The organism is Acinetobacter psychrotolerans, assembly GCF_048552595.1.
Lineage (GTDB): Bacteria > Pseudomonadota > Gammaproteobacteria > Pseudomonadales > Moraxellaceae > Acinetobacter.
In genome coordinates this window covers 301,442-325,136 of sequence record NZ_JBIMDK010000002.1, presented here as the reverse complement: position 1 = coordinate 325,136, position 23,695 = coordinate 301,442, and the positions used below count along the sequence as shown (strand labels likewise).

General features: G+C 36.2%; 19 protein-coding genes and 3 pseudogenes. 13 read left to right on the top strand and 9 right to left on the bottom strand.

Annotation, left to right across the window (positions count from 1 at the left end; all coding sequences use genetic code 11):
- Positions 1 to 367: 367 nt before the first annotated feature.
- On the bottom strand, positions 368 to 1,465 hold the full coding sequence (locus tag ACG94X_RS03335) for an OmpW/AlkL family protein (RefSeq protein WP_419382303.1): 1,098 nt from the start codon (positions 1,463 to 1,465) through the stop codon (positions 368 to 370).
- 871 nt (positions 1,466 to 2,336) lie between these two features.
- Between ACG94X_RS03335 and ACG94X_RS03330 the strand changes: the two are divergent.
- A pseudogene (locus ACG94X_RS03330) lies at positions 2,337 to 2,780 on the top strand (IS30 family transposase); the annotation flags it as partial.
- Here the strand turns inward: ACG94X_RS03330 and ACG94X_RS03325 are convergent.
- Complete coding sequence (locus ACG94X_RS03325) at positions 2,773 to 3,225, bottom strand: universal stress protein (protein ID WP_419382302.1); 453 nt, start codon at positions 3,223 to 3,225, stop codon at positions 2,773 to 2,775. The pseudogene ACG94X_RS03330 and the gene ACG94X_RS03325 sit on opposite strands and share 8 nt — an antisense overlap.
- Before the next feature lie 47 nt (positions 3,226 to 3,272).
- The gene (locus ACG94X_RS03320; protein ID WP_419382301.1) at positions 3,273 to 3,734 is read right to left on the bottom strand and encodes a universal stress protein; all 462 of its coding nucleotides are present in this window, start codon (positions 3,732 to 3,734) and stop codon (positions 3,273 to 3,275) included.
- Positions 3,735 to 4,350: 616 nt separating this feature from the next.
- Between ACG94X_RS03320 and ACG94X_RS03315 the strand changes: the two are divergent.
- A pseudogene (locus tag ACG94X_RS03315) lies at positions 4,351 to 4,497 on the top strand (IS1 family transposase); the annotation flags it as partial.
- A 169-nt stretch (positions 4,498 to 4,666) separates the two neighbouring features.
- On the opposite strand, the gene ACG94X_RS03310 reads toward ACG94X_RS03315, so the two are convergent.
- Entirely contained in the window at positions 4,667 to 5,047 is a 381-nt protein-coding gene (locus ACG94X_RS03310) for a hypothetical protein (protein WP_419382300.1), read from the bottom strand.
- A gap of 115 nt (positions 5,048 to 5,162) precedes the next feature.
- Positions 5,163 to 5,342, bottom strand: coding sequence for a hypothetical protein (locus ACG94X_RS03305; protein ID WP_419382299.1), 180 nt, complete (start codon positions 5,340 to 5,342; stop codon positions 5,163 to 5,165).
- Positions 5,343 to 5,520: 178 nt separating this feature from the next.
- On the opposite strand from ACG94X_RS03305, the gene ACG94X_RS03300 reads away from it, so the two are divergent.
- Complete coding sequence (locus ACG94X_RS03300) at positions 5,521 to 6,372, top strand: 3'(2'),5'-bisphosphate nucleotidase CysQ family protein (RefSeq protein ID WP_419382298.1); 852 nt, start codon at positions 5,521 to 5,523, stop codon at positions 6,370 to 6,372.
- A gap of 106 nt (positions 6,373 to 6,478) precedes the next feature.
- Entirely contained in the window at positions 6,479 to 7,219 is a 741-nt protein-coding gene (locus ACG94X_RS03295; protein WP_419382297.1) for a histidine phosphatase family protein, read from the top strand.
- A 311-nt stretch (positions 7,220 to 7,530) separates the two neighbouring features.
- Here ACG94X_RS03295 and rpsT read toward each other — a convergent pair whose 3' ends face one another.
- Positions 7,531 to 7,797 (bottom strand): 30S ribosomal protein S20, encoded by a 267-nt coding sequence (gene rpsT / locus ACG94X_RS03290; protein ID WP_419382296.1) that lies wholly within the window; start codon positions 7,795 to 7,797, stop codon positions 7,531 to 7,533.
- A 214-nt stretch (positions 7,798 to 8,011) separates the two neighbouring features.
- Between rpsT and ACG94X_RS03285 the strand changes: the two genes are divergently transcribed.
- From ACG94X_RS03285 to ACG94X_RS03255, 7 genes are all read left to right on the top strand, one after another.
- Entirely contained in the window at positions 8,012 to 8,677 is a 666-nt protein-coding gene (locus ACG94X_RS03285; protein ID WP_419382295.1) for an NAD(P)H-binding protein, read from the top strand.
- Between the two features lie 12 nt (positions 8,678 to 8,689).
- The gene (gene rraA, locus ACG94X_RS03280; RefSeq protein WP_419382294.1) at positions 8,690 to 9,202 is read left to right on the top strand and encodes a ribonuclease E activity regulator RraA; all 513 of its coding nucleotides are present in this window, start codon (positions 8,690 to 8,692) and stop codon (positions 9,200 to 9,202) included.
- Between the two features lie 42 nt (positions 9,203 to 9,244).
- The gene (locus tag ACG94X_RS03275; RefSeq protein ID WP_419382293.1) at positions 9,245 to 10,033 is read left to right on the top strand and encodes a glutathione S-transferase N-terminal domain-containing protein; all 789 of its coding nucleotides are present in this window, start codon (positions 9,245 to 9,247) and stop codon (positions 10,031 to 10,033) included.
- 170 nt (positions 10,034 to 10,203) lie between these two features.
- A complete protein-coding gene (locus ACG94X_RS03270) occupies positions 10,204 to 10,557 on the top strand; it encodes a hypothetical protein (protein WP_419382292.1) in 354 nt (117 codons plus the stop codon).
- Between the two features lie 394 nt (positions 10,558 to 10,951).
- Positions 10,952 to 14,410: a transcription-repair coupling factor gene (gene mfd / locus ACG94X_RS03265; RefSeq protein WP_419382291.1), complete on the top strand. Its 3,459-nt coding sequence runs from the start codon at positions 10,952 to 10,954 to the stop codon at positions 14,408 to 14,410.
- 231 nt (positions 14,411 to 14,641) lie between these two features.
- A complete protein-coding gene (locus ACG94X_RS03260; RefSeq protein WP_419382290.1) occupies positions 14,642 to 15,076 on the top strand; it encodes an HIT domain-containing protein in 435 nt (144 codons plus the stop codon).
- Between the two features lie 51 nt (positions 15,077 to 15,127).
- Positions 15,128 to 16,573 carry an adenylate/guanylate cyclase domain-containing protein gene (locus ACG94X_RS03255; RefSeq protein WP_419382289.1) on the top strand — a complete coding sequence of 482 codons (1,446 nt, stop codon included), beginning with the start codon at positions 15,128 to 15,130 and terminating at the stop codon, positions 16,571 to 16,573.
- Positions 16,574 to 16,789: 216 nt separating this feature from the next.
- Here the strand turns inward: ACG94X_RS03255 and ACG94X_RS16960 are convergent.
- Positions 16,790 to 16,984, bottom strand: a pseudogene (locus tag ACG94X_RS16960) (IS1 family transposase); the annotation flags it as partial.
- Between the two features lie 168 nt (positions 16,985 to 17,152).
- Between ACG94X_RS16960 and ACG94X_RS03250 the strand changes: the two are divergent.
- Positions 17,153 to 20,101 (top strand): insulinase family protein, encoded by a 2,949-nt coding sequence (locus ACG94X_RS03250; RefSeq protein ID WP_419382288.1) that lies wholly within the window; start codon positions 17,153 to 17,155, stop codon positions 20,099 to 20,101.
- A gap of 166 nt (positions 20,102 to 20,267) precedes the next feature.
- Entirely contained in the window at positions 20,268 to 21,368 is a 1,101-nt protein-coding gene (locus tag ACG94X_RS03245) for a phospholipase A (protein ID WP_419382320.1), read from the top strand.
- Positions 21,369 to 21,494: 126 nt separating this feature from the next.
- Here ACG94X_RS03245 and ACG94X_RS03240 read toward each other — a convergent pair whose 3' ends face one another.
- Together ACG94X_RS03240 and ACG94X_RS03235 are read right to left on the bottom strand one after the other, a co-directional pair.
- Positions 21,495 to 22,847 carry a TrkH family potassium uptake protein gene (locus ACG94X_RS03240; RefSeq protein WP_419382287.1) on the bottom strand — a complete coding sequence of 451 codons (1,353 nt, stop codon included), beginning with the start codon at positions 22,845 to 22,847 and terminating at the stop codon, positions 21,495 to 21,497.
- A gap of 12 nt (positions 22,848 to 22,859) precedes the next feature.
- A complete protein-coding gene (locus ACG94X_RS03235; RefSeq protein WP_419382286.1) occupies positions 22,860 to 23,510 on the bottom strand; it encodes a potassium channel family protein in 651 nt (216 codons plus the stop codon).
- Positions 23,511 to 23,695: the final 185 nt, after the last annotated feature.

Here is a 23,695-nt window from a genome sequence, read left to right as displayed (position 1 = left end):
TGAACAAAGAAAGTTAAATCCTGTGCTTGACTCTTGTGGTTAAAAACAGGACATTTTAAATGGTTTATCGCATAGACATTTTAATTGGTGAATAACACTTAATAATTTTCGCTTCATATTTGAATCATACCTTGCGCTAAATTCTTAAAACTAGAGTCAGGGCAGGGTAAAGAAAATATGCTATGGATCATTGGTACGGTTGCAAAATATAATGAATGTAGGGCGAAGCATAGGACGATTGTGAAAGTGCTTTAATCTCTGGCAGATATAAGGGGGATTGTTTGAAAAAGCCCTTTAGGGAGAGGGCTTTTTCGTATAAGGCCCATTACAATGAATGAGCACATATAAATGTTAAACAGTGCCTATATTAGAAACGATAGCCCACACCCACATAAGTCACTAATGGGTCTAAGTCTATTTTAGTGGTCGATTTAATCAACTCTTTTCCTGTTGTGGTATCTGTGACTGTAACCGTGGCCACATTATTAAAGTTTGGCATATAGCTTAATGAACCTGTGGAAAACCAGCGTTCTGTAAAATCAAAAGTAAAGCCTGCAGTAAACACCGGTGCAAAAGCATCACTGGTTTTAACCTTAACTTCAGGCGTGGCAGTAGAACTACCTTTACCGCCATGTAGCGCTTCTCCTGCACGACCACTTAAAATATTATCAATCATATAGCCAGCTTGAATTAAGTCTTCTTCTACACCGCTATTGAGTTTTAATTTATTGAAATGGCCATATGTAACACCTGCACCAACAAATGGGCGGAATCGATCCTTGCCTGATGTACCAAAATGGTATTTAACGGTAGCTGCTGGAGTCCAAGCAGTGACTTCAGCAACCTTACCATGTGCGCCAAGATCAGTAATTAAGGTATCTTTAAGCAGTTTTAAACCATTTAAATAGGTAGGCGGTGTTCCAAGTGGCGGAGGTGAATTGGCAGTAGATAATGCAACGGCTCTAATCTCACCCACACCTTTAATATCGACTTTTGGAGGAATGCCACCGATCAATTCTAAAGAAACATTATCATTCACAAAATAACTCAGGGTTAAGCCCAAGGTATCTGTATTTTCAGCTTCCATACCACCCGCAGCAGTATAATCTGAGATTCCTGAAATATCAGATTTCGCACCATTCATGAGGCTGTTAGGTACTTTATATTCAGGCTTTGTTTGGCTGTTTTTGATAAAACTGTTAAACATCAATTTGCCCATACCAGTTAATTCATCACTATTAATTGCATATTTCCCAAGATCCGCACCCCATAATGACCCAACGCCATAGCTGCCGCCTTCTTCAACACTGGTAGTTACATGGGTGGAATTGGCTTTTCCTTGTGGCATCACATGCATCCAGCCCGCACTGACTGCCCAACGTTTAAAATCTGAAGAATCCGCGTACGCTAAATTTGTAGATAATAGGCATGCTATTGGCAATACAATTTTAGAAAATTGACTCATTACAAGCCTCCTTAAAGTTCAATATTTTTTATAGTTTCAGCGGATCCTTTCTGAAACATGGCTTATATTATTAGAGTAATTACTCTATAGGTCAATCAGTAGACAGGGTTGAAAGTGCTATTTTAGGCAACTATATTTGATTTTTTGGCGTAAAATGATAAGCGCTTATGACAGTATTATGGTATTTCGATATTATTTTTTATGGTTCTACACAGTGGTGTGCGTAATTTCTAATTTATTAAAATCTCTATTTTGTTTCGATTTATTTGGCGGAATAGTATTTCTTAAAAGAATATAAAATAAGGCCTAATTGTGTGATTTTTACGATGAATATTTAACTCATAGATAAGGTTTAATCTCATGAAATCACTCCATGTAAGCTAAGCCAAATTTAGGAAATAGACATCATCAAATCAAGACAATGATCATGGGCTTTGTTGCACAAAGATTCAAGAAATTAAAACTACCTTGACCCTGCTTTAAAGTGAACTTATCTATTTTACTTACTTTTCCTAAAATTGAAATTTAGCAACTAGCTTTGAAAATTAAAACGATTAAATAATGATCATAAATTTAAAACCAAAATATGTAGTGCAAAAATTTTGCAACATTTATTTTTAAGTGTTTGATTATATTGTTATTATTATGTCTTGTAAGAGGTATTTTTTATATCTGAGATTTAAATTAAAACTGTTTTCCCGTCATATTATACTTTCGCGGATTCAAAAGCGAAGTGCAACACATTTGTAATAGGTTGAGAAAATTAGGTGAATTATAATCATTTTGATTTTTTCAACTTGCGATTGGAAAGCACACTATGAAGCAATACACCCAACTTTCTCAAGATGAAAGATACGAAATTTCTCGCTGTTTTAAAAGTGATACCGTCATTGACAAAAATCATAAAGGTGCAATATTGACCTTGGTTGATCGAAAAAGTCTTTATGTAGATATCGTACATTTAGGTGTTACTAATCAAAACTTACGATTTCGCATTGTATAGAGTGATTAAAGCTCAGTCATGCGTATAGCGTTTGATAATGGTAAAGAGTTTTCGGAGCATGAAAGGATTACTAATCAAAGTGTAGCCACGTATTTTGCTCATCCGTATAAGTCGATTCAGCGAGCAAGGAGTGAAAATACCAATGGTTTAATTAGACAGTTCTTGCCAAAATCATCGTCATTCGAACATATTACAGTTGCTCAAATACAAACTATTGAGGACAATTTGAATAATTGTCCTCGTAAATCTCTTGAATGGTATACACCCAATGAGGTTATGGCTGGGTTTTTAACTGTCGCACTTGCTAGTTGAAGCTGCCTTTAACAATCAGTACAGGTAAAGCTGTTTTTCCCAAGACATCTTGTGCAAAACTACCTAAAAAGAATTTTTGAAATCCTTTACGACCGTGTGAGCCCATCACAATTAGATCTGCATGAATTTCTTCAGCGGTCGTCGTGATCGTTTCTGCCGAAACCGCATTTTTAACCACAAGTGTCGCAATCGTAATACCTTGCTGCTGCGCAAGCTGTTGGGCTTTCTCTAATGATTCTTCAGCATTTTTTATCGCTTCTACTACATAGTCTTTGAGCATTGCAGAAGTATAATAAAAATCTGCTGCTGCAAAAGGATCTTCCGAAACTACACTGATTGCAGTGACTTTACTTCCAAAACCTTTGGCAATATTGGCTGCATGTTGAATTGCAGAGAATGAAATATCAGAGCCATCAATCGGAACAAGAATGTGTTGATATGACATAAGTACACCTATTTATTAGTAAAAATTTTATTTTAGAAAATGAAGAATTATTCAGAAAGATCAGCAGATTTAATAATCAATACAGGTAGTGGGCTAATAGATAAAACTTCTTGCGCCACGCTACCTAGAAAGAATTTTTTAAATCCTGTTCGCCCATGTGAACCCATCACAATCAAGTCTGCATTGAGTTCATCTGCTGCATTTAAAATACCCGTTGCAGGTGGAACTTCATGAACGATTTTAGTATCCACTTGGCTTACGCCATGATGAATCAATGATTGTTGAATATCATTCAAACGAGCCAAAGCATGTTTTTCAGCATCCATAATATATTGGGTTACTGCGGGTGCAACTTGATAGAAATCTACACCTTTAAAAGGATCAACAGCAATAACACTGGTTACGGTGATTTTACAATTGAGCGCAAGTGCTAATTTCTCTGCATGTTCAACTGCAGCGTAGGAAACAGGAGAATCGTCTACAGCAAGAAGAATGTGTTGATATGACATAATATATTTTCTCCCTTATATTTAATTACTCAGTCTTATTCATAGCACATAGAGCAGTGTAGAACAATTTGAAATTTGGGTATTTATTTGAATAAAGGTATGTAATTTGTATGATTGTGTGACATATCCATAATATTTTTATGGTTTTTAATTTCTAGTTTCATTTTTTTGTTTACTGCCCAAATATTTTGTAATGCTTTAAGCCTTTTTAATACTCGTTATACGGATATTTTTCGCCCTGAAATAATATTTATTCAGTTCATTATTTTAAACTGGCATGGAAAATGCCCTGTTTTAAAGCAATTAAAAATAGTTAAAAAACTTTGGTTTTCACATTGATCAGCACATAAGCCAATTTAGCGTATGAAAGGGGTTGGAGGTAGATGAGTTTTGGAGATGTGTGGGTGATAAGAAAAGTAAGCACTGGTAGCAGTATGTTTATGAAAGAAGTAGCGGAGAGATTGTCGTTTTTGTATGGGGTGGTAGAGATGCCATTACAGCACAGAAGCTAAAAGATCGAATAGAAGAATTCAAAATTACTTATGATTGTATTGCGAGTCACTATTGGGAGAGTTTTATTAAAGTCTTCAAACCAACTTTGTAGGGGAAGTTTCATACCGTAAGAATAGAAGGAAACAATTGTCGTTTAAGACATCGAATAAAAAGAGCTGTAAGGGAGACATGTAGTTTTTCGAAAAAGGTATTGAATCATGTGAAAGCTTTCAATCTTGGGTTCTTTTATATAAATAATGGCTTTGTATAGTGGTGCTAAAATAAGCAGCATACTTTTTGAAATACCTCTGAATTTTATTCACAAGCATCAATGTTTACAGTAAGCCATTCTAGAATTCAGCGCACTAGAATGTTTTTTTATTGATTTTTTATATTCCAGATATATTTAGTTTTTAAATTTAAGATGGATATTTTAAAAATTATTTAATAGGTAGCTCTTTCCAGTGAACATGAATATTTGAATCATTCATAATTAGTGTTTGATATAAGCTTTCTGCGACATAGTCTAAAGAATCTAGTACATCTTGACCCGCAGAAAATAATATTATTTTCATTTTATTATGTGATTTTTGAGTAATTGTTAATCCACAGCCTCCAATTGTATATTCATTGGTTGTATTTTTTGTAGCAGAGATCTGCGTCAACCAGAAATCAAATAAATCCTGTATGTTTCTATTATCAATAGTTGTAAGGCTAACTTCCAATTTTACAACTTTCATTAAATCCTTATTTTTTTCTGACCAAGCCCATTCTGGTCTAACTGAATAATAACGTGGGTCTATTGTTTTTTGTTTACTCACTTACTCTCTACCTGTTTAATTTAGCTGGATGTGATTAGTTTAAGGTTAAAGCCAAAAATTATTAAAACTTTTCCTAAGAAATTTACGAATGTCTCTAAAGGTAATAGAGTGCATTTTACTCAGTTGAATTTTCATAATTTGATAAAACACATTTACCATCAATTTTACCGACTAGGCTTATAGGCATAGATGTGTCACCACCGTCAAAAGATATTTCAACGAATAAATTTTGATCTCCGAAAGATTCTAATTCTTCAATTAATTGTTTGATAATTTTACCGCGTGTAATCCACATCTGGATGTTTAGGCATACCATTTCCAATTATTAAATATTTTTAAAAATAACATAATACAGACCATGTGAAATATCGTGTATAAGCCTTTATTTATTAGAATCTATAGTTTTCACGCACTCAAGCGCAAAAAAGTGGTACGCTTAAGCGCAAAAATCAGACATCATACGGGTCAGATCAATGTTTATTACAGCTCAAGCACCGCAAGACGAACAAATTTTAAAATTGGTTCCAATTTTGGCACAAGCAAGTCACATCTTGCTAGAAGAGTACCAGAATTATTGCGCAGGGCGTGAATTTAGTATTGATGAAAAAGATGATTGTTCTCCAGTTACTCAAGCCGATTTAAGAGTAAATGATTACCTTATAGGACAATTGGCAAAAATGACGCCTGAAATACCTGTATTGTCTGAAGAAAGTGATAATTCAAATCGCCATGACTGGAATATCTGTTGGATGCTTGATCCTTTAGATGGAACTAAAGAGTTTATTCATGAGCGTGATGAATTCACGATTAATTTAAGCTTGATTCAAGATCATCAAACTTTGTTTTCAATTATTGCTGTACCGACTGAGCAAGTGATGTATCTGGGTTATTTAACGGAATTACCTTATAAATATTCATTTATTCGTGAGAGTTGGGAGCGCTATTGTAAATTTAAAGATACAGAAGTGGATGCGATTCAAGTCGGTTTAAGTCATAGTAGTAAAAATCCAAAATATCAGCAATATATTGATTATATGGAACAAGAATTGCCAGTCATTCGTCGTGAAGCAGGTAGTGCATACAAGTTTTGCATGATGCTAGAGGGTGAAATAGATATTTATCCGCGTTTTCACCCGACTTCGGAATGGGATACCAGTGCAGGGCAAGGTCTACTCGAGAGTATTGGTGGTGGATTACTTAGCTTGGATGCGGTGCCATTTACCTATAATCAAAGAGATACAATTTTGAATGAAGGCTTTATTGCATATAGAAATGTAGAAACTAAAAAAATTGCTTTAGAAGCATTATCCAATGTTAGCCTTTAGTGCGATATGAATATTCATTTTATAGATATCTTATCATTTTTAGATTAGATTGAGCGATTTTCTCCATGTGCTATAGTGGCAGTGTATAAGAAGAGTTTTGTTGGATATGGCTTTAGATTTATTGCCGAAAAGCATGCTGAAAGCAATCGATTTATTGCCTGATGCAAATACACCTGTAACGCTATTTACTCGTCATTCGATCCGTGAAGTGGTCACGGGACAGGGTTTGGCAGGTTATGACTTGCAACTCACCACCCAAGGACGTGATTTAGCAGAGGCTTGGGGTGCGTATCTGATTGATAATACAGATCGTATTATTCAGCATTGTATTTCTAGCCCAATTCAACGCTGTGTGGATACCGCTGCTCTCATGATTCAGGGGGCTGACAATACTTCTCATGAAAATAATACGCATCATATTGAAATTGTAGCAAAAGGCTTGTTGGTCGAACCGGGTAGTTTTGTTTTGGATATTAAACAAGCTGCGCCATTTTTTCGTCAGCAAGGTGCTTTGGGTTTTATCAATAGTTTTGTAAATAATTCCTTGCCGGGAATGAAACATCCTATAACAGGTGTGGTGGATGTGCTGGAATTGATTTATGAAACTCATCCAACTGGGCAAAACGGGTTGAGTCTTGCGGTGAGTCATGACACGATTCTCGCTGCAATTATTGCTGTGATTTCTAAGCGTACGCATATCGAAGAAAGTGATTGGCCTGACATGATGGAAGGTCTATTTGTTTGGTTTGAGGGTGATCATTTTATTGATAGTCATTTAAAATGGATCTGGCGTGGGAAGAAAGGAGATCTTTCTATTCGTGATTTTCAGACATTAGATAAAAAGTGAAAGATCAATAATATGAATGGCTGTGTACTGGTTCTTGATTTTTTTTGGAATCAATAGGTTGTAGTTTATTGAAAATTAAATTTCAAAGCGTTATCTAGATTTGATTCTAAATGTTTTAATAGCATGATAATTTATAAGAAATAGGGTTGCTTTATTTACAGGATTAAGTTGATTTTATATTGATGTTGCTACTTACATGAGAAGAAAATTTAATTTTTTATGTGGTAAAAAATAATTGAAAGTGATAGGTCTATATAGAATATTCAGGCACAAAAAAAGCCCTAAATTAGGGCTTTTTTCTATGCAACAACTTAGTTAGCTAATGCTTTAACTTGTGCATTTAAACGGCTCTTATGACGAGCAGCTTTGTTCTTATGGATGATACCTTTATCAGCCATACGGTCAATGACTGGCACTGCAACTTTATAAGCTTCAGATGCAGCAGCATATTCACCAGCAGCGATAGCAGCTACTGTACGTTTGATGTAAGTACGAACCATAGAACGTAAGCTTGCGTTGTGTTTGCGTGCTTTAACGTTTTGACGGGCACGTTTTTTAGCTTGAGCAGAGTTTGCCACTCGTGCACTCCTTGAAATAGATTGGTCTGGGCGGGCTGAAATTGCATCTGAAAACCTACATCAGAGAATTTTCACCAGCCCGTAAACAAGTGCCACATTGTGATTAAATAACACATCAAAGTCAAGTCTTGACATGCTTTGACAACATTTTAGATGCAGATAAACTTTAAATAAATCGTTAAATTATATGAATCGTAAAGAGAATGGTTAAAAAATGACTAAATCGATAAAAAATGCAATTGTGATTGGGGCGACGGGATTAGTTGGTCAGCGCCTTGTTCAGCAGCTAAATTTACTTGAGAGTTGTGAAAAAATTACAGTCGTGGTTCGTAATGAAGATTCACGGCTCAAAAATATGGAAAAAGTTGAACAATTAGTATTGGATGACTTTCTTTTACTGAATGATGAGGATGTAGCGGGTTATAGCCATGCGTTTAGCTGTTTGGGAACGACAATTAAAAAAGCGGGTTCTAAGGAAAATTTTTACAACATTGATTTTGAAATTAATGCACATTTTGCAGATTTATTCAAAACGACAGATACACACTTATTGTTGGTGAGTGCGATGGGGGCGAATCCAGATTCAAATATATTCTACAATCAAGTCAAAGGTGACCTAGAAAAGTATATTCAGCAACTGGGTTTAAAGTACTATTCAATTATTCGTCCATCTTTACTACTGGGTGAGCGCAATGAAAAACGATTGCTTGAGGATGTATCACAAAAACTTTATCTTAAGTTTTCACATTTAGTACCCAATTCATTTAAATATAAGCCAGTGACAGCAGAGCAAGTGGCTCATACTATGGTTGAGGCTGCACAAACTCAAACTGAAAAGTTTGAAATTTATGATAATTTACGCATTCAAAATAGCAAATAATGGAGAAATAACGTGGCGACTGTTCCATTTGTAACTTGTGATTTATTAGATGACAATCCAGAGAAGGCTATTCAGACCTTAATTCCATCGATGGATGGACGTTTTTTTCAAAGTTATGGTGCACGTAAAACTTTTGCTGGGCAGATTGTGACAGTGAAATGTTATGAAGATAATTCACGTGTAAAAGAGTTACTTGCGACTGATGGTACAGGTAAAGTACTGGTTGTAGATGGTGGGGCTTCTATGCGCTGTGCGCTTATGGGCGATATGATTGCGGAATCGGCTGTTAAAAATCATTGGAATGGTGTGGTGATTTACGGGTGTGTACGCGATGTCGATGTGATTGCAGAACTTGATCTTGGTGTCCACGCATTGGCTTCAATTCCACAAAAAAGTAACCGTAAAGGCATAGGCGAGGTGGGTGTAAGTCTGTATTTTGGCAGTGTGACGTTCAATTCAGGTGATTATCTTTATGCTGATAATAATGGGATTGTGGTTGCAAAAGAAAAATTAGTCGATCTTTAAAAGGGTTGCCAAATAACACCAAGAATCATCAAGGATAACAAAATGGTGCATCATCAAATTAAAGTCGTGCAAGCGCTTGTTTCTACGATTACTGCAGGTGGACGAGGTGCAACAGGCACTGCGTTCCCAAATCAGCCTGAAAAAGCATTAAAACTGTATGAGTTTGAGGGTTCACCATTCTGTCGCCGTGTCCGTGAAGTTATGACATTGTTGAATCTAGATTATGAAGTCTATCCTTGCCCGAAAGGTGGAGCTAAATACCGAAATATTGTCAAAGAACAGGGCGGAAAACTCATGTTTCCATTTCTTGTTGATGAAAATACAGGTGAAAAGCTGTATCAGTCACAAGATATTGTTGATTATCTATTTAAGCATTATGGTAAAAGTGGAAAAACACCTAAAAAATATGCACATTATCCTAAATATCCAGTAGTTGCGTTAGTCGGTACTGTTGTTAATGGTGCACGTGGTGTGTGGATTGATAAAAAAATTATTAACCGTGAAGCACCTCAGCAGTTATTGCAATTATGGAGCTTTGAGGCAAGTCCGTATTCTCGAATTATTCGTGGTGTATTAACTGAATTGGAATTGCCTTTTGTTTTACATAATGTTGCTAAAGAGCGTTGGCAGGATCAAGGTCCATCGGTTTTACGTTTAAAACCTGGTAAATACATACCTTTACCAGGAGGAAAACGTGAACAAGTCGTTCCTGTTATGGGAAGATATAAAAATGATATTCAGGTTCCTTATCTGGTTGATCCAAATACAGGTGTGAGTTTGTTTGAATCTGAAGCGATTGTGAAGTATTTACAAAAGCAATATGGGGCGTAACCTCATTGAGTATAAAAGCATCCATTGGGTGCTTTTTTTGAATTTACAAATGAGTTTTGTATTCAAAAATATTTTGTTTATGGTCATTTGAATGGGGCAAAAAACGAATAGAGTGGATGTATCTATCACATTAAGGCGTTATCATAACTTCATATTTTGAGGGGTTGATGATGTTCAATAAAATTGCAGCTTTGTTTAATGGCAATAAAGACAGTGCGGAACAGGTTTTTTTGCGTGAAAATAATATTCAGCTGGATACAGACAAAGGTTTTATTGTTGATGGTATTGTTGTAAATGATCTGTCCGAGCGTTTAGAGTATTTTTCTAACCGTAAGTTGAATAATTTTGATGATTTAAAAGAGTTGTTTTATAAAGCGATTTTGATTCATGAAAAAATTGATTTAGAAATTGCGTCGGAGCGTTATGTGGCAAGGCTTGGTAATAATGAAGAAAACTTAAAACAACTGAAAGTCATTATCCAGAAACTCAATGATTATTATAAAGAATTTAAAAGAGACCGATAAGGAAACACGCATAGCGGAATCAAACCCTAAATTATTCAGTTTTTTTAAGTGAAATTTATTTTATGAGAGGATGCGGAATGAAATATATTTTTATGTTTAATATTAGTGGGTTGTGCTATATTGTGGATATGTTTACTTCCTAAGCCTCATACAATTTATGAGAATTTTTAGATAATAATCCTCCAGTTTTATACAAGACTAACCAATAGATTTTCGATCAATTTTCTGATTATTATTGAGTAGATGGCTTTCCTTGTAATTGTTGTGGACATTATCCAGAAGGTAAAATGGTGGTTTTTAGTAAGGTCTAAATCAATAAGATAAAACAAAATCACTGAACTGTAAAAGTCATCATGCTAAACTATTGCCCATGTCTTTTAGACCCAAGGCGATTATGTTTAAACAAGAAATCTCTGAACTGAATTTAAAACAACTTAAAGCAGGTGAAAAGCGTTGGATCGGCTCTATGCTCGGTTCATCCGCTGCCTTATTATTCAAAGAAATATCAGAGAAATCTGAGCAACTGTTTGTATTGGTGGCTCGAAATAATCAACACTTAGGTCAGCTTGAAAGCGAACTAGAATTTTATGGTATAAAGCCGACTATTTTCCCAGATTGGGAAATTTTACCTTACGACCGTTTATCACCTCATCAAGATATTGTCTCGGAAAGACTTTCCATACTTTCTAATATGCCAAATAAAGGCATATTATTGGTTTCAGCGACAACACTTGCACAGCGTGTTGCACCGACCTCATGGGTCTTGGGCGAACACTTTGATATTAAAGTTGGGCAAAAGTTTAATCTTGAACAGCAAAAGCACAAATTAATTCAAGCTGGTTATCACCTTGTCGATACTGTCTATGATCATGGTGAATTCGCTGTACGTGGTAGTATCATGGATATTTATGCATCGGGTCAGAATGCACCCATTCGTATAGATTTATTTGATGATGAAATTGATAGTCTGAAGTTTTTTGATCCTGAAACGCAAAGAACAACAAACAAACTGGATCGTTTTACCGTTTTACCTGCCAAAGAATTTCCGCTAAAAGAAGCGCGTTCTATATTTCGTGATCGTTATGCAGAAAGCTTCCCAACAGCAAATCCAAAGAAAAACCCAATTTATACGGATGTATTGGATGGTATTGCATCGGCTGGACTGGATTTTTATTTCCCGTTATTTTTTACAAAAGAAGCGATGCATGGTCAAAGTAGCCTGACAGCGTACTTACCAAAGCATTCCATTGTCATTACAGATACTCAGTTGGATGATGGTTTAATAGGATTTTGGAAAGATGTTATGCGACGCTATGAAGATCGTCGCCATAATGTAGATCAGCCTTTATTAGCCCCAGAAGAATTATTTATTCAGCCGAATCAATTACTTGAATATTTGAATCAATTCCCAAGAATTATTGCTTCAACTGAAATTATCGAGATTAAATCGGGTGCACTAAATCTTTCAGCAGAATTGCCTCCACGTTTACCAGTCGATCCGAAACAGGAAAAACCTTTTACTGCAGTAAAAAAATATATTGATGAAGCGAACCATCCTGTATTACTGGTGGCAGAAAGCCCAGGTCGCCGTGAAACCTTGAAAGATGCTTTGCGAGCAAGTCTAGGTGAAATTCCTGTTGTAGAAAATTTTGGTGAATTTCAAAAATCTAATTTCTCAGTCGCTATTACCAATGCGCCATTAGATCGTGGTTTAGTGGTTGCAGACAGTCTTTCAGTAATTTCTGAAAATCAGCTTTATGAACATCGTGTTGTGCAGCGCCGTCGTAAACGCCAACAGGAAGTATCTGAAGAATTTCTGATAAAGAGTCTTACAGAGCTGAATATGGGTGCGCCTGTGGTGCATATTGACCACGGTGTCGGTCGTTATGCGGGACTGGTAACTTTAAATATTGATGACCAAGATTATGAGTTTTTACAGCTAAATTATGCAGATGAAGCGAAAGTTTATGTTCCTGTAACGCATCTACATTTAATCAGTCGTTTCAGTGGTGGCGACCCAGATCTTGCGCCGTTGCATAAATTAGGGACTGATGCATGGAATAAAGCCAAGCGTAAAGCTTTAGAGCAAATTCATGATGTTGCAGCAGAGTTATTGCATATTCAGGCACGTCGTCAGGCTAGACCAGGCATTAGCTTCGAACTTGAACAAAGCAGTTATATGCAGTTTTCAAGTGGTTTTGCTTATGAGGAGACGTTTGATCAAGCAAATGCGATTGATGCGACTTTACATGATATGCAACTGGCTAAACCGATGGATCGATTGGTCTGTGGTGATGTTGGCTTTGGTAAAACTGAAGTGGCGATGCGTGCAGCATTTGTCGCAGTACAAAACAACAAGCAAGTTGCTGTACTGGTTCCAACTACGTTACTTGCACAACAACACTTTGAAACATTTAAAGATCGTTTTGCTGATTGGCCTATTCGAATAGAAGTTTTATCACGCTTTGGCACAAGTAAAACACATACAAAAACCATTGAAGATTTAGCTAATGGTAAAGTTGATATTGTGATAGGTACGCATAAAATTTTACAGGATAATATTCAATTTAAACAATTGGGTTTGATGATTGTAGATGAAGAACACCGTTTTGGTGTACGTGATAAAGAGCGCATTAAAGCCATGCGTGCCGATGTAGATATGCTGACTTTAACGGCAACGCCAATTCCGCGAACCTTGAATATGGCATTTTCAGGAATGCGTGATTTATCTATTATTGCTACACCGCCTGCACGTCGTTTAGCAGTAAAAACATTTATCAATGAACAAACCAATGAAACTATGAAAGAGGCGATTCTGCGTGAATTACTTCGTGGTGGACAGGTTTATATTTTGCATAATGAAGTCGATAGTATTGAACGTGCTGCGGAAAATATCCGTGAATTAGTGCCTGAAGCACGCGTTGCTGTGGCGCATGGGCAAATGCGTGAACGTGAGCTAGAACAGGTTATGCAGCAGTTCTATCATAAAGAATATAATGTACTAGTCTGTTCAACTATTATTGAAACAGGTATTGATGTCCCGAATGCCAATACCATCATTATTGAACGTGCTGATAAGCTTGGACTTGCGCAGTTACATCAGTTACGCGGACGAGTTGGACGTTCACATCATCAGGCTTATGCTTATTTAATGGTTCCATCGATTAAAGGCTTAAAAGGTGATGCAGAAAAACGCCTAGATGCAATTGCAAGAGCCTCTACACTCGGTGCAGGATTCATGTTAGCGACTGAAGATCTTGAAATCCGTGGCGCAGGCGAATTACTTGGTGAGCAACAAAGTGGTTCGATGAATGCGATTGGTTATAGCCTTTATATGGAAATGTTAGAAAAGGCGACAAAAGCGATTCAACAAGGTAAAACACCGAATTTTGATGCACCATTATCCTTAACGTCTGAAATTACTTTGCACATGCCTGCATTAATTCCCGATGATTATTTGGGGGATGTGCATCAACGGTTAATGTTCTATAAACGTATCAGTAATACTAATACACAGGAAAAGCTCGATAATATTCGCATGGAATTGATCGATCGTTTTGGTGTGCCACCACAGTCTGTTAAACAACTATTTACTGTGCATCAGATTCGGATTTTGGCTGAGCAGCTTGATATTACCAAAATTGATATTGGGGGTAGAGGTGGAGTAATTGAATTTTCACCTGATACACCTGTACAAGCAGTCAGTATTATTAAGCTTATGCAACAGCAACCGACATGGTTTCGTATGGAAGGAGGTCAGCGTCTGAAAGTGATGGTGATGTTGGAAGAATATGAAAAACGTGTTCAATTTATTTTAGATTTACTGAATAAGCTATTAAGTGGGTTAAGTTAAATCACCTATTCCAACAACATTTTATTTAACTGGTGTTGGTATTGATTGAATTTTGTTAATTTTCTTACATTAAAGCCTTGAAAAAATTCTGCGATTCTTTAAAGTAAGACTGTGAACAGGTTCAAATCAAATTGTGAATATTTGTGCCAAAACACAAGACTAACAATACTCACCTTAAAACTGATGTGTTAGTATTATCCATCCTTTTAATTTTGCGACATTTATAAAGATATGTTTAGTTTGCATCCACAACTTGCTCAAGATACTTTTTTTGTAGGCGACTTTCCGCTTTCAACATGTCGTTTAATGAATGATATGCAATTTCCGTGGTTGATTTTAATTCCACGTGTGCCAGGCATTTCAGAACTTTATGAATTGAGCCAAGCAGACCAAGAGCAATTTTTACGTGAATCGAGTTGGTTATCGAGCCAGCTGTCACGCGTTTTCCGTGCAGATAAAATGAATGTTGCTGCACTTGGCAATGTAGTGCCGCAATTACATTTCCATCATATTGTACGTTATCAAAATGACATGGCTTGGCCAAAACCAGTATTTGGTATTCCAGCAGTGCCTTATACCAATGAAGTTTTAGCGCATATGCGTCAAACACTTATGCTCGCACTTCGTGGGCAAGGTGAAATGCCATTTGACTGGCGTATGGATTAATATAACAACACAAGGGAAGTGTTTAATAAATGACATTCGAGGTAAAATATTTTGCCAATTGACCGTATGTTAGATAAAGAGCCTAAGCAATTTGAAATATTCCAAAGATTTATGGGGTACTTGATTATTGCTTTGCTTGTTATTATTTATTATTTCACTTCACCCATTGCAAATTATCAGATTTATGTCCCATTTTTTATCGGTTTTATTTTTCTAATCAGTCCAAAGTTATCACGTTGGTTAGAATACAGTTATGGTCATAAAGTCAGAAAAAATATCTATTTTTTAATTGATATTGCTGTTGTTTTCACGGCTTTGGCTGCAGTTCATTTAAGTCTGGTTGTTACTTTTGTTTTATTATTTGCCCTTATTTATACAGCAATCAATAGTAAAATTTCATTTATGATGGGGTCTTTAGCAACACTTGTCGCGATTGTTGTTTTTTATGTCAATATTATTTTTGTATTCGGTTTTGAGGATTACTTTCAACAAACAAGTACAGAGCTCTCTGTATTATCCTTCGTAAGTATTATCCTATTTGTAAATATAGGAAATTTTTACCAAAATCGCCGTATCAAACATATTGAAGCTCAAAAGCAGACTTATTTTACAGAAATGAATCGCTATATTGAGCTGTCAAATCAATTGAGCCGCTATGCACCTTTGCAGCTTTGGCAAGCTATTATGCGTGGTGAGACAGAAGCAAAAATTGAGTATAAACGTAAGAAAATCACTGTATTCTTTTCAGATATTCAAGGTTTTACTGAACTTTCTGAAAATTTAATCCCAGATGATTTGGCCTTTGTTTTGAATGATTATTTGAGTCATATGACTGAAATTGCAAAACAATATGGCGCGACAATTGATAAGTTTATGGGCGATGCCATATTAATGTTCTTTGGCGACCCTGACTCTCAAGGCGTAGAGCAAGATGCTAAAAACTGTTTAGACATGGCTTTAGCAATGCGTCAACAAATGACGTTCTTGCGTGAACGTTGGATCAAAATGGGTTATGCGCCACTGCATATTCGTATGGGAATCAGTACAGGTTATTGTCACGTTGGTAATTATGGGGCAGTACATCGTATGGCATATACGATTGTAGGTCGTGATGCAAATCTTGCTGCAAGATTACAATATGCCGCTGAAATTGATGAAATTTTAATCTCAGATGAAACGTATAAGCTAATCAAAAATGATTTTTTATGTGCGCCGAAAGCACCGATTGAATTAAAAGGTATTCAAGGTAAAGTCCGTACCTGGCAGGTGATGGAAAGATATTCTGCAACCAGAAATGAAAATCAACAATGGTTTGATTATGAATATAAAGGCTTTCATTTGGTGCTTAATTTAGAGGAAGTACAAAACTTTGAATATCCAGAGTTAGTCGAAGTTTTAGAGAAAATGGTCAAGCGTATTAAAATTCAGCAAAAATTAACGAATTCACAAGGTGTTGCAAAACTCAATATTGAAGATGAAGTGAATACAAATTATTAGATTTAATTGTTTGTATTTAAATATCTTTTATTTAGGGGGTATTTGCATTTGTTGGCTAAAAAAAGAGAGATATAGTCAAACCACATAATAATCGGCACAGTGTTTTTCAAAAAGTTTAGCAACAGACTGCATTTTGAGTTTCTGTCTTAAACATTTAATCCAACCCCATGCTTTTTCAGTGGTGTTTCAAAAAGTATGCTGCTTATTTTGACACCACTATACAAAGCCATTACTTATATAAAAGAACTCAAGATTCAAAGCTTTCACATGATTCAATACCCTTTTCGAAAACCTGCAGGTCTTACTTACAGCTCTTTTTATTCGAGGTCTTAAACGACAATTGTTACCTTCTATTCCTACTGTATGAAACTTCCCTTGCAAAGTTGGTTTAAAGACTTTAATAAAACTTTCCTAATGCATTCACAATAGAAAATTATTGCATAGGATTCTACTCTTTATATCATGAAAAATATTGAATCCTGACCAATTGAATAAGAATTATTGATAGGAATGAATCGCATTTGTTTAAGTTTGGGGTATACTTCAATTTATAGATAAATATTTAATTTTGGAGATCGCATGACTGTAGATGTCACTGAAACCTTACACCAAACTGTTCATCCTGCGTTTCAGCTGGTACGTCAACACCATGTAGAAGCTTTAGACATTTTAGTGTCTGAATATAAACATAAAGTGACAGGTGCAATGCACTTTCATTTAGCAACAGAACATGACGAAAATGTCTTTCTTGTTGCTTTCCGTACTCAGCCTATGGACTCAAAAGGTGCAGCGCACATTTTAGAACACACAGCCTTGTGTGGTTCAGAAAAATTTCCAGTGCGTGATCCGTTCTTTTTAATGATCCGTCGTTCATTAAACACATTTATGAATGCGTTCACCGCAGCAGATTGGACAGCGTACCCATTTGCAACACAGAATAAAAAAGATTTTCAGAATTTACTAGAAGTCTATATGGATGCTGCTTTTGCAGCCAATCTAAATCCATTAGATTTTGCTCAGGAAGGCATCCGTATTGAGCTTGAAAATGATGAGCCTGTTTATAAAGGTGTTGTTTTTAATGAAATGAAAGGGGCAATGAGTGCACCGTCAGATCAGCTTTATCATCAACTTGCGCATCATTTATTCCCTAAAACGACGTATCATTACAATTCAGGTGGTGATCCAAAAGATATTCCAGATCTAACTTACAATGAGTTAGTGACTTTCTATAAGTCACATTATCATCCAAGTAATGCTGTGTTTATGACTTTTGGTAATCAATCGGCCTATCATTTGCAGGAACAGTTTGAAAAGCTGGCGTTGTCTAAGTTTCAAAAAGGTGAAACGCTTTATTCCGTGGAAGAGCAGCGTTTAACTGCACCACTGGAAGTGACAGAAACCTATGCTGTTGATGCAGAAGATTTAAACGACAAAACCTATCATGTTATTTCGTGGTTATTGCCGAAATCGAGTGATGTTAAGTTACGTTTAGGTATGCGTCTGGTAGAAGGAATTTTATTAGAAGATTCAGCATCGCCATTGCGTCATTATTTAGAAACTTGTGGTTATGCACAGTCTACAGGCCCGATCATGGGTGTGGATGATTCTAACTATGAAATGACGTTTTATTGCGGTGTTCAAGGTTCGAATGCAGAACATGCAGAAGAATTTAAAAATGGCGTGTTAAACATTTTAAAAGATGTGGCTTCTAAACCGATCGATCAAGACATGATTGATGCGATTTTACATCAGATTGAGTTACATCAACGTGAAATTAATGGTGATGGTACACCGTATGGTTTATCGCTTATTCTCAATGGTTTAGGTAGTGTTATTCATCATAATGACCCAATACCTGTGTGGGATGTCGATACTGCTATCGCCGAAGTGAAAGAAGAGTTAAAAGATCCAATGTGGTTGTCAAATTTAATCACGACCCATTTATTGGATAATCCGCATCGTGTGCAAATGACTTTAGTTCCTGATGCAACTAAATCTGCAAAAGAAGCTGAAGAAGAAAAAGCGCGTTTGGCTGAAATTGGTCATTCGTTAACAGATGAGCAAAAAGCTGAAATCATTAAGCAAACTGAAGCTTTAAAAGTTCGTCAAGAAACACCTGATGATTTAGATCTTTTACCAAAAGTTGGTTTGGAAGATATTCCTGCTGAATTGGCGATTGTACAAGGTCAATTGAGAGAGATTATTTCGAATAGTTTTGATATACCGTTGAATCTTTATCATGCAGGAACCAATGGTATTTACTATCAACAGGTTTTGATTGAGATTCCAGATCAAATTGTAAAATCGCCGTATTTCAACTTACTGTCAATTTTGATGGGCGAAGTCGGTGCAGGTGAATACGATTATTTAGAATTCCAACAAATTCAAACTGCTGTCAGTGGTGGTATTGGAATGGGCGCATCATTACGCTCAAAAACCGATGATAAAGGTCAAATTAGTGCATGGTTAACATTAACAACTAAGTCATTAACAGATAAATTTGATGCAATTAAATTACTCAAACTTGGTTTTGAGCAATTACGTTTTGATGAAAAAGACAGAATTATCGAGTTATTACAACAACGTAAAACACGTTGGGCATCTCGTTTGTCAGGTTCAGGTCATAGTTATGCAATGCAAATTGCTTCACGTAATATGAGCGCATTGGCAAAACGTGATTATGATAATACAGGTTTAGGTGCATTAAACTGGTTAACAGACTTGGTCAGCAAGATTGAAAAAGACGAAACAGCTTACAATGCACTTATTGATGAATTAAAAGCCATCCATCGTGGTTTAATGCTTGCACCAAAACAATTCCTATTGGTTTGTGAAGAACATCATTCAGAACGTTTGGTTGAAGAAATTCAAAATGTTTGGGATAAGTTAGCAGTCGATCAATCTCCTGTTCATTTAACTGAAGTTGAACTTGATTCTACTGATTTAGAAAATACTGACCAAGCTTGGCTCATTCAAGCCAATGTTCAATTTTGTGCATCGGCTTACCAAGCTGTAGATGTTGCACACCCAGATGCAGCACCGTTAATGGTTCTTGCAGGTTATTTACGTAATGGTTTCTTACACAGTGCTATTCGTGAAAAAGGTGGTGCATACGGTGGTGGGGCAAGTTATGACGGTAATGCATGTTCATTCCGTTTTTATAGTTATCGTGACCCACGTTTAGCAGAAACTTTCCAAGATTTTGATGCAAGCTTGGAGTGGTTGTTAAATAAAGAACAACACGCTTATCAGCTTGAAGAAGCCATTTTAGGTCTAGTTTCAAGTATGGATAAACCAGGTTCTCCTGCAGGTGAAGCGATTACAGCATGTTACGCTTTGCTTCACGGACGCACGCCTGCGTTTAGAAAGCAATTACGTGAGCGCTTATTAAGCGTTACAATCGATGATCTTAAACGTGTTGCTCGCCAATATTTAATTGAGCAAAAGCCTGTAAAGGCGGTTGTTGCACCTGTTGCGAAAAAAGAAACTTTAGAGCAATTAGGTTTCGAAATTAAGAAAGTAAATTAAAAGAATAGGCTTCTTGTTTAACGCAATATTCGTTCATTTTTTGCTGAATACAGTGCAGAAAATTAATGAGATGTGTGCAAGAAGCTGTATTTAAAATATTATTTTTCTGGAGAAAAATATGTCGTTCAAATGTTTTGAACGTACACCACTTAATGCGAGCATCTCGATGATGCTCATTTTTGGTTGGGTGACTACTGCAAGTGCTGATGATGCGGCACAAGTTAATCCTGCGAGTACTCAAGCTTGCGTAGCGCTTGAAGCGAATGCAGACCGTTTGGCGTGTTACGATAAAATATTTAAAACACCCACTGCGCCAGCACCAGTTTTGCTCTCTGAACAACGTGCAGCTTTAGAAATAGAAGCTGCAAAGGCTGAACCTGACTCTTTAAAAGCTAAAATTGGTGAAAAAGTAGGTCATATTTTTGCCATTGAAGGTGATAAGATTGATCCCAATACGTCTTTATTAGACAAACGTTGGGAGCTTTCTCAAGATAGTAAATTAGGTACTTGGAATATTCGTGCGAACCAGCCTGTATACTTATTACCAGCATTTTGGACAACTAAGAAAAATGAATTTCCTCACAGTTCAAATCCAAACAATACTGTGAATGAAGATCAAAACTTAAAATCCATGGAAGCAAAATTCCAAATTTCTTTAAAAACTAAAGCTTGGGAAAATATTATTGGTAATAATGGTGATTTATGGGTCGGTTATACGCAATCATCACGTTGGCAAGTTTATAATAGTGAAGAATCTCGTCCATTTCGAGAAACCAACTATGAACCAGAAGCCAGTTTAATATTTCGCACCAATTATAATATTTTGGGTCTGAACGGACGTCTGTTAGGTGTGACGGTAAATCATCAATCGAATGGTCGTTCAGATCCATTATCGAGAAGTTGGAACCGTGTGATGCTTAATCTTGGTTTTGAAAAAGATAATTTCGCTTTAATGGTCCGCCCATGGTATCGCATGGAAGAAGACTTCAAAGATGATAATAATCCAGATATTAAAAACTATGTCGGTCGTGGCGATATGACGGCGTTTTATCGTTGGAAAGAAAATGATTTTTCATTGATGTTACGTCATTCACTCAAAGGCGGAGATGATTCACACGGTGCGGTGCAGTTTGATTGGGCATTTCCAATCAAAGGTAAACTACGTGGGAATTTCCAAATCTTTGATGGTTATGGCGAAAGTTTAATTGATTATAACCATCGTGCGACCTATGTTGGTTTAGGCGTATCACTGATGAATTGGTATTGATCATACATTTTTAATGTTTAAAAACCGCTCAAATGAGCGGTTTTTTTGTATTCGGATCACTGTTTTAAATCAACACATCGAATTTAAAAATTAATCCTCAAATTCTGAAACAAAAAATATTAAAAATCAACCAATTTGAATTTCTGTATTTGGATGACTCACTCGGCTTTTATTTGGGGTAGCAATTAAATAGGCGAGGGTAAGTGGCCCTAAACGTCCTGCAAACATAAGGAATATCAGTGCAATTTGGCTACCTGCATGCAGATCTTCAGTAATGCCACGCGATAAACCTACGGTACATGCCGCAGATACAGCTTCAAAAAGCAGATCTAAGAATTTTTTATTGGGTTCTAAAATCAACAGTGTGAAGAATCCAATTAAAATCAATAATGAAGTAATAGAAATGACTGCCATGGCTTTAAAGGTCGCTTGGTGTGAAACAGAATGACCAAATACTCTGATTTCATCGGAGCGTTTTAAAAAGGTCAATACACTTAAAATCATGATGATAAATGTACCTACTTTAATGCCGCCCGCAGTACTTAACGACCCACCACCAATAAACATCAACACCATGGTCACTAAGGTCGAAGCATTGCTCATATTGCCCACTTCTAAGCTATTAAAGCCTGATGAGCGTGGTACAGTGGCATGGAACCAAGCATTTAAAGCTTGGTCGCCAAACGACATCGGGGCGAGTGTAAGTGGATTGGATGCTTCCAATGACCAAATCACAATAAAAGCAAAGACGTTCAAACCTGCAAGGGTAGATAAAACTAATTTACTGTTTGTCGATAATTTTTTCCAACGCTTCGCCCGTTTTATATCCATTAAAACCAAAAAGCCAATGCCACCAATAATGTACAACATACTGATGGTAAATGTGACCATATATTGGTCTGAGAAGCTCATTAAGCTATTGGGGAATAGGGAAAATCCGCCATTATTAAATGCTGAAATACTATAAAAAAGTGCATAAAAAAAAGCATGTTCAAGGTCGTAATGATGCGACCATGCCATAGTTAATATGGCTGTACCTATAGATTCAAAAAATAATGAATAAAGGAATACACCTTTTACTGTAAAAGTGGCTTTGGCTAAGCTGGTTTGACCAATAGTTTCTTGCGCCATAATTTGTTGTTTTAAACCAACTTTTGATGATAGGCTGAGTGCTGCGAGAATCGCAAAGGTCATAAAACCTAAACCGCCACATTGGATTAAAATCATCACTACAACTTGACCGAACGTGGTTAAGGAGTCGCCAATATTGACTACAGAAAGCCCTGTAATGGTCACAGCAGATGTCGCCGTGAATAAAGCGTCCAACCACGACAAATTACCTGTATTTGCGAAAGGAAGTTTCAGCAAAACAGTTCCGATAATAATAAAACTCAAAAAACCTAAAGCAAGTAAACTCGGTGGGCTGAGGTTAATTCGATTATGTTTTTTATTAATCAGTTCTTTTCTAGATAAACGCATCGTTGCTACTAACTATAAAAAACGTATTGAAAATTGTCTTAACATTTCTACAGGGCCTTCAAGAATTAAAATATCCTTTTCCTGCAAAATTGTTCCAGGGGCAATCTCATACAGTACATGAGAGCCACGTTGTAACAAAAGTGTTTGAATCTCAGGTGAATTTTCCATAATAGTTTGAAATTGAGCACCTTGTAAATTAGCACCAATTTCGATTTTAACAATATAGCGATCATTATTGAGCGCCATATAACGTCGAACCATCGGATAACTTAAAGATTGGGCAATACGGATTCCCATATCTTCTTCAGGATGGATAATTTTGGAAATACCTAAATGTGACAAAATCATGTGATGTGCTTTAGATTTTGCTTTGGCGTAAATTTTTTCTATACCTAAATTTTTTAAATGTAATACACATAAAATACTGGCTTCAATATCATCACCAATTGCTACAACAACCGCGTCGCAATTTTTGACATTTAGTTCATCTAAAACATGCTCGTCAGTTGCATCTGCAATCACTGCGTGACTAATCTGATCTGCAATATTTTCTACATTCTTTTTAAGTGAATCTATACCAATAACATCATGATTTAAATTGGTTAGCTCTAACGCAACAGCACGACCAAAACTACCCAAACCAATGACAGCAAATAGTGCCATAATTTAAAAAATCCTTATCACCACGCGGACTCGCGTTGAGATCATTATATTCAATCTTTTCATATTTTATATTTAAAGTAGAGAGTAGCCAATCTGAAAAAGAATAATTCAGTGCTACAAATGTAAAAAAGCAGCTTTTAATGTCATAAATCTTTAAAAAAAGTAGATTAAGCTAACTGTGTGTA

Coding starts and splice junctions, on each gene's coding strand:
- ACG94X_RS03335 (WP_419382303.1), bottom strand. CDS start 1,465: ATGAGTCAATTTTCTAAAATTGTATTGCCAATAGCATGCCTATTATCT.
- ACG94X_RS03325 (WP_419382302.1), bottom strand. CDS start 3,225: ATGTCATATCAACACATTCTTGTTCCGATTGATGGCTCTGATATTTCA.
- ACG94X_RS03320 (WP_419382301.1), bottom strand. CDS start 3,734: ATGTCATATCAACACATTCTTCTTGCTGTAGACGATTCTCCTGTTTCC.
- ACG94X_RS03305 (WP_419382299.1), bottom strand. CDS start 5,342: ATGTGGATTACACGCGGTAAAATTATCAAACAATTAATTGAAGAATTA.
- ACG94X_RS03300 (WP_419382298.1), top strand. CDS start 5,521: ATGTTTATTACAGCTCAAGCACCGCAAGACGAACAAATTTTAAAATTG.
- ACG94X_RS03295 (WP_419382297.1), top strand. CDS start 6,479: ATGGCTTTAGATTTATTGCCGAAAAGCATGCTGAAAGCAATCGATTTA.
- ACG94X_RS03285 (WP_419382295.1), top strand. CDS start 8,012: ATGACTAAATCGATAAAAAATGCAATTGTGATTGGGGCGACGGGATTA.
- ACG94X_RS03275 (WP_419382293.1), top strand. CDS start 9,245: ATGGTGCATCATCAAATTAAAGTCGTGCAAGCGCTTGTTTCTACGATT.
- ACG94X_RS03270 (WP_419382292.1), top strand. CDS start 10,204: ATGTTCAATAAAATTGCAGCTTTGTTTAATGGCAATAAAGACAGTGCG.
- mfd (WP_419382291.1), top strand. CDS start 10,952: ATGTTTAAACAAGAAATCTCTGAACTGAATTTAAAACAACTTAAAGCA.
- ACG94X_RS03260 (WP_419382290.1), top strand. CDS start 14,642: ATGTTTAGTTTGCATCCACAACTTGCTCAAGATACTTTTTTTGTAGGC.
- ACG94X_RS03250 (WP_419382288.1), top strand. CDS start 17,153: ATGACTGTAGATGTCACTGAAACCTTACACCAAACTGTTCATCCTGCG.
- ACG94X_RS03245 (WP_419382320.1), top strand. CDS start 20,268: ATGATGCTCATTTTTGGTTGGGTGACTACTGCAAGTGCTGATGATGCG.
- ACG94X_RS03240 (WP_419382287.1), bottom strand. CDS start 22,847: ATGCGTTTATCTAGAAAAGAACTGATTAATAAAAAACATAATCGAATT.
- ACG94X_RS03235 (WP_419382286.1), bottom strand. CDS start 23,510: ATGGCACTATTTGCTGTCATTGGTTTGGGTAGTTTTGGTCGTGCTGTT.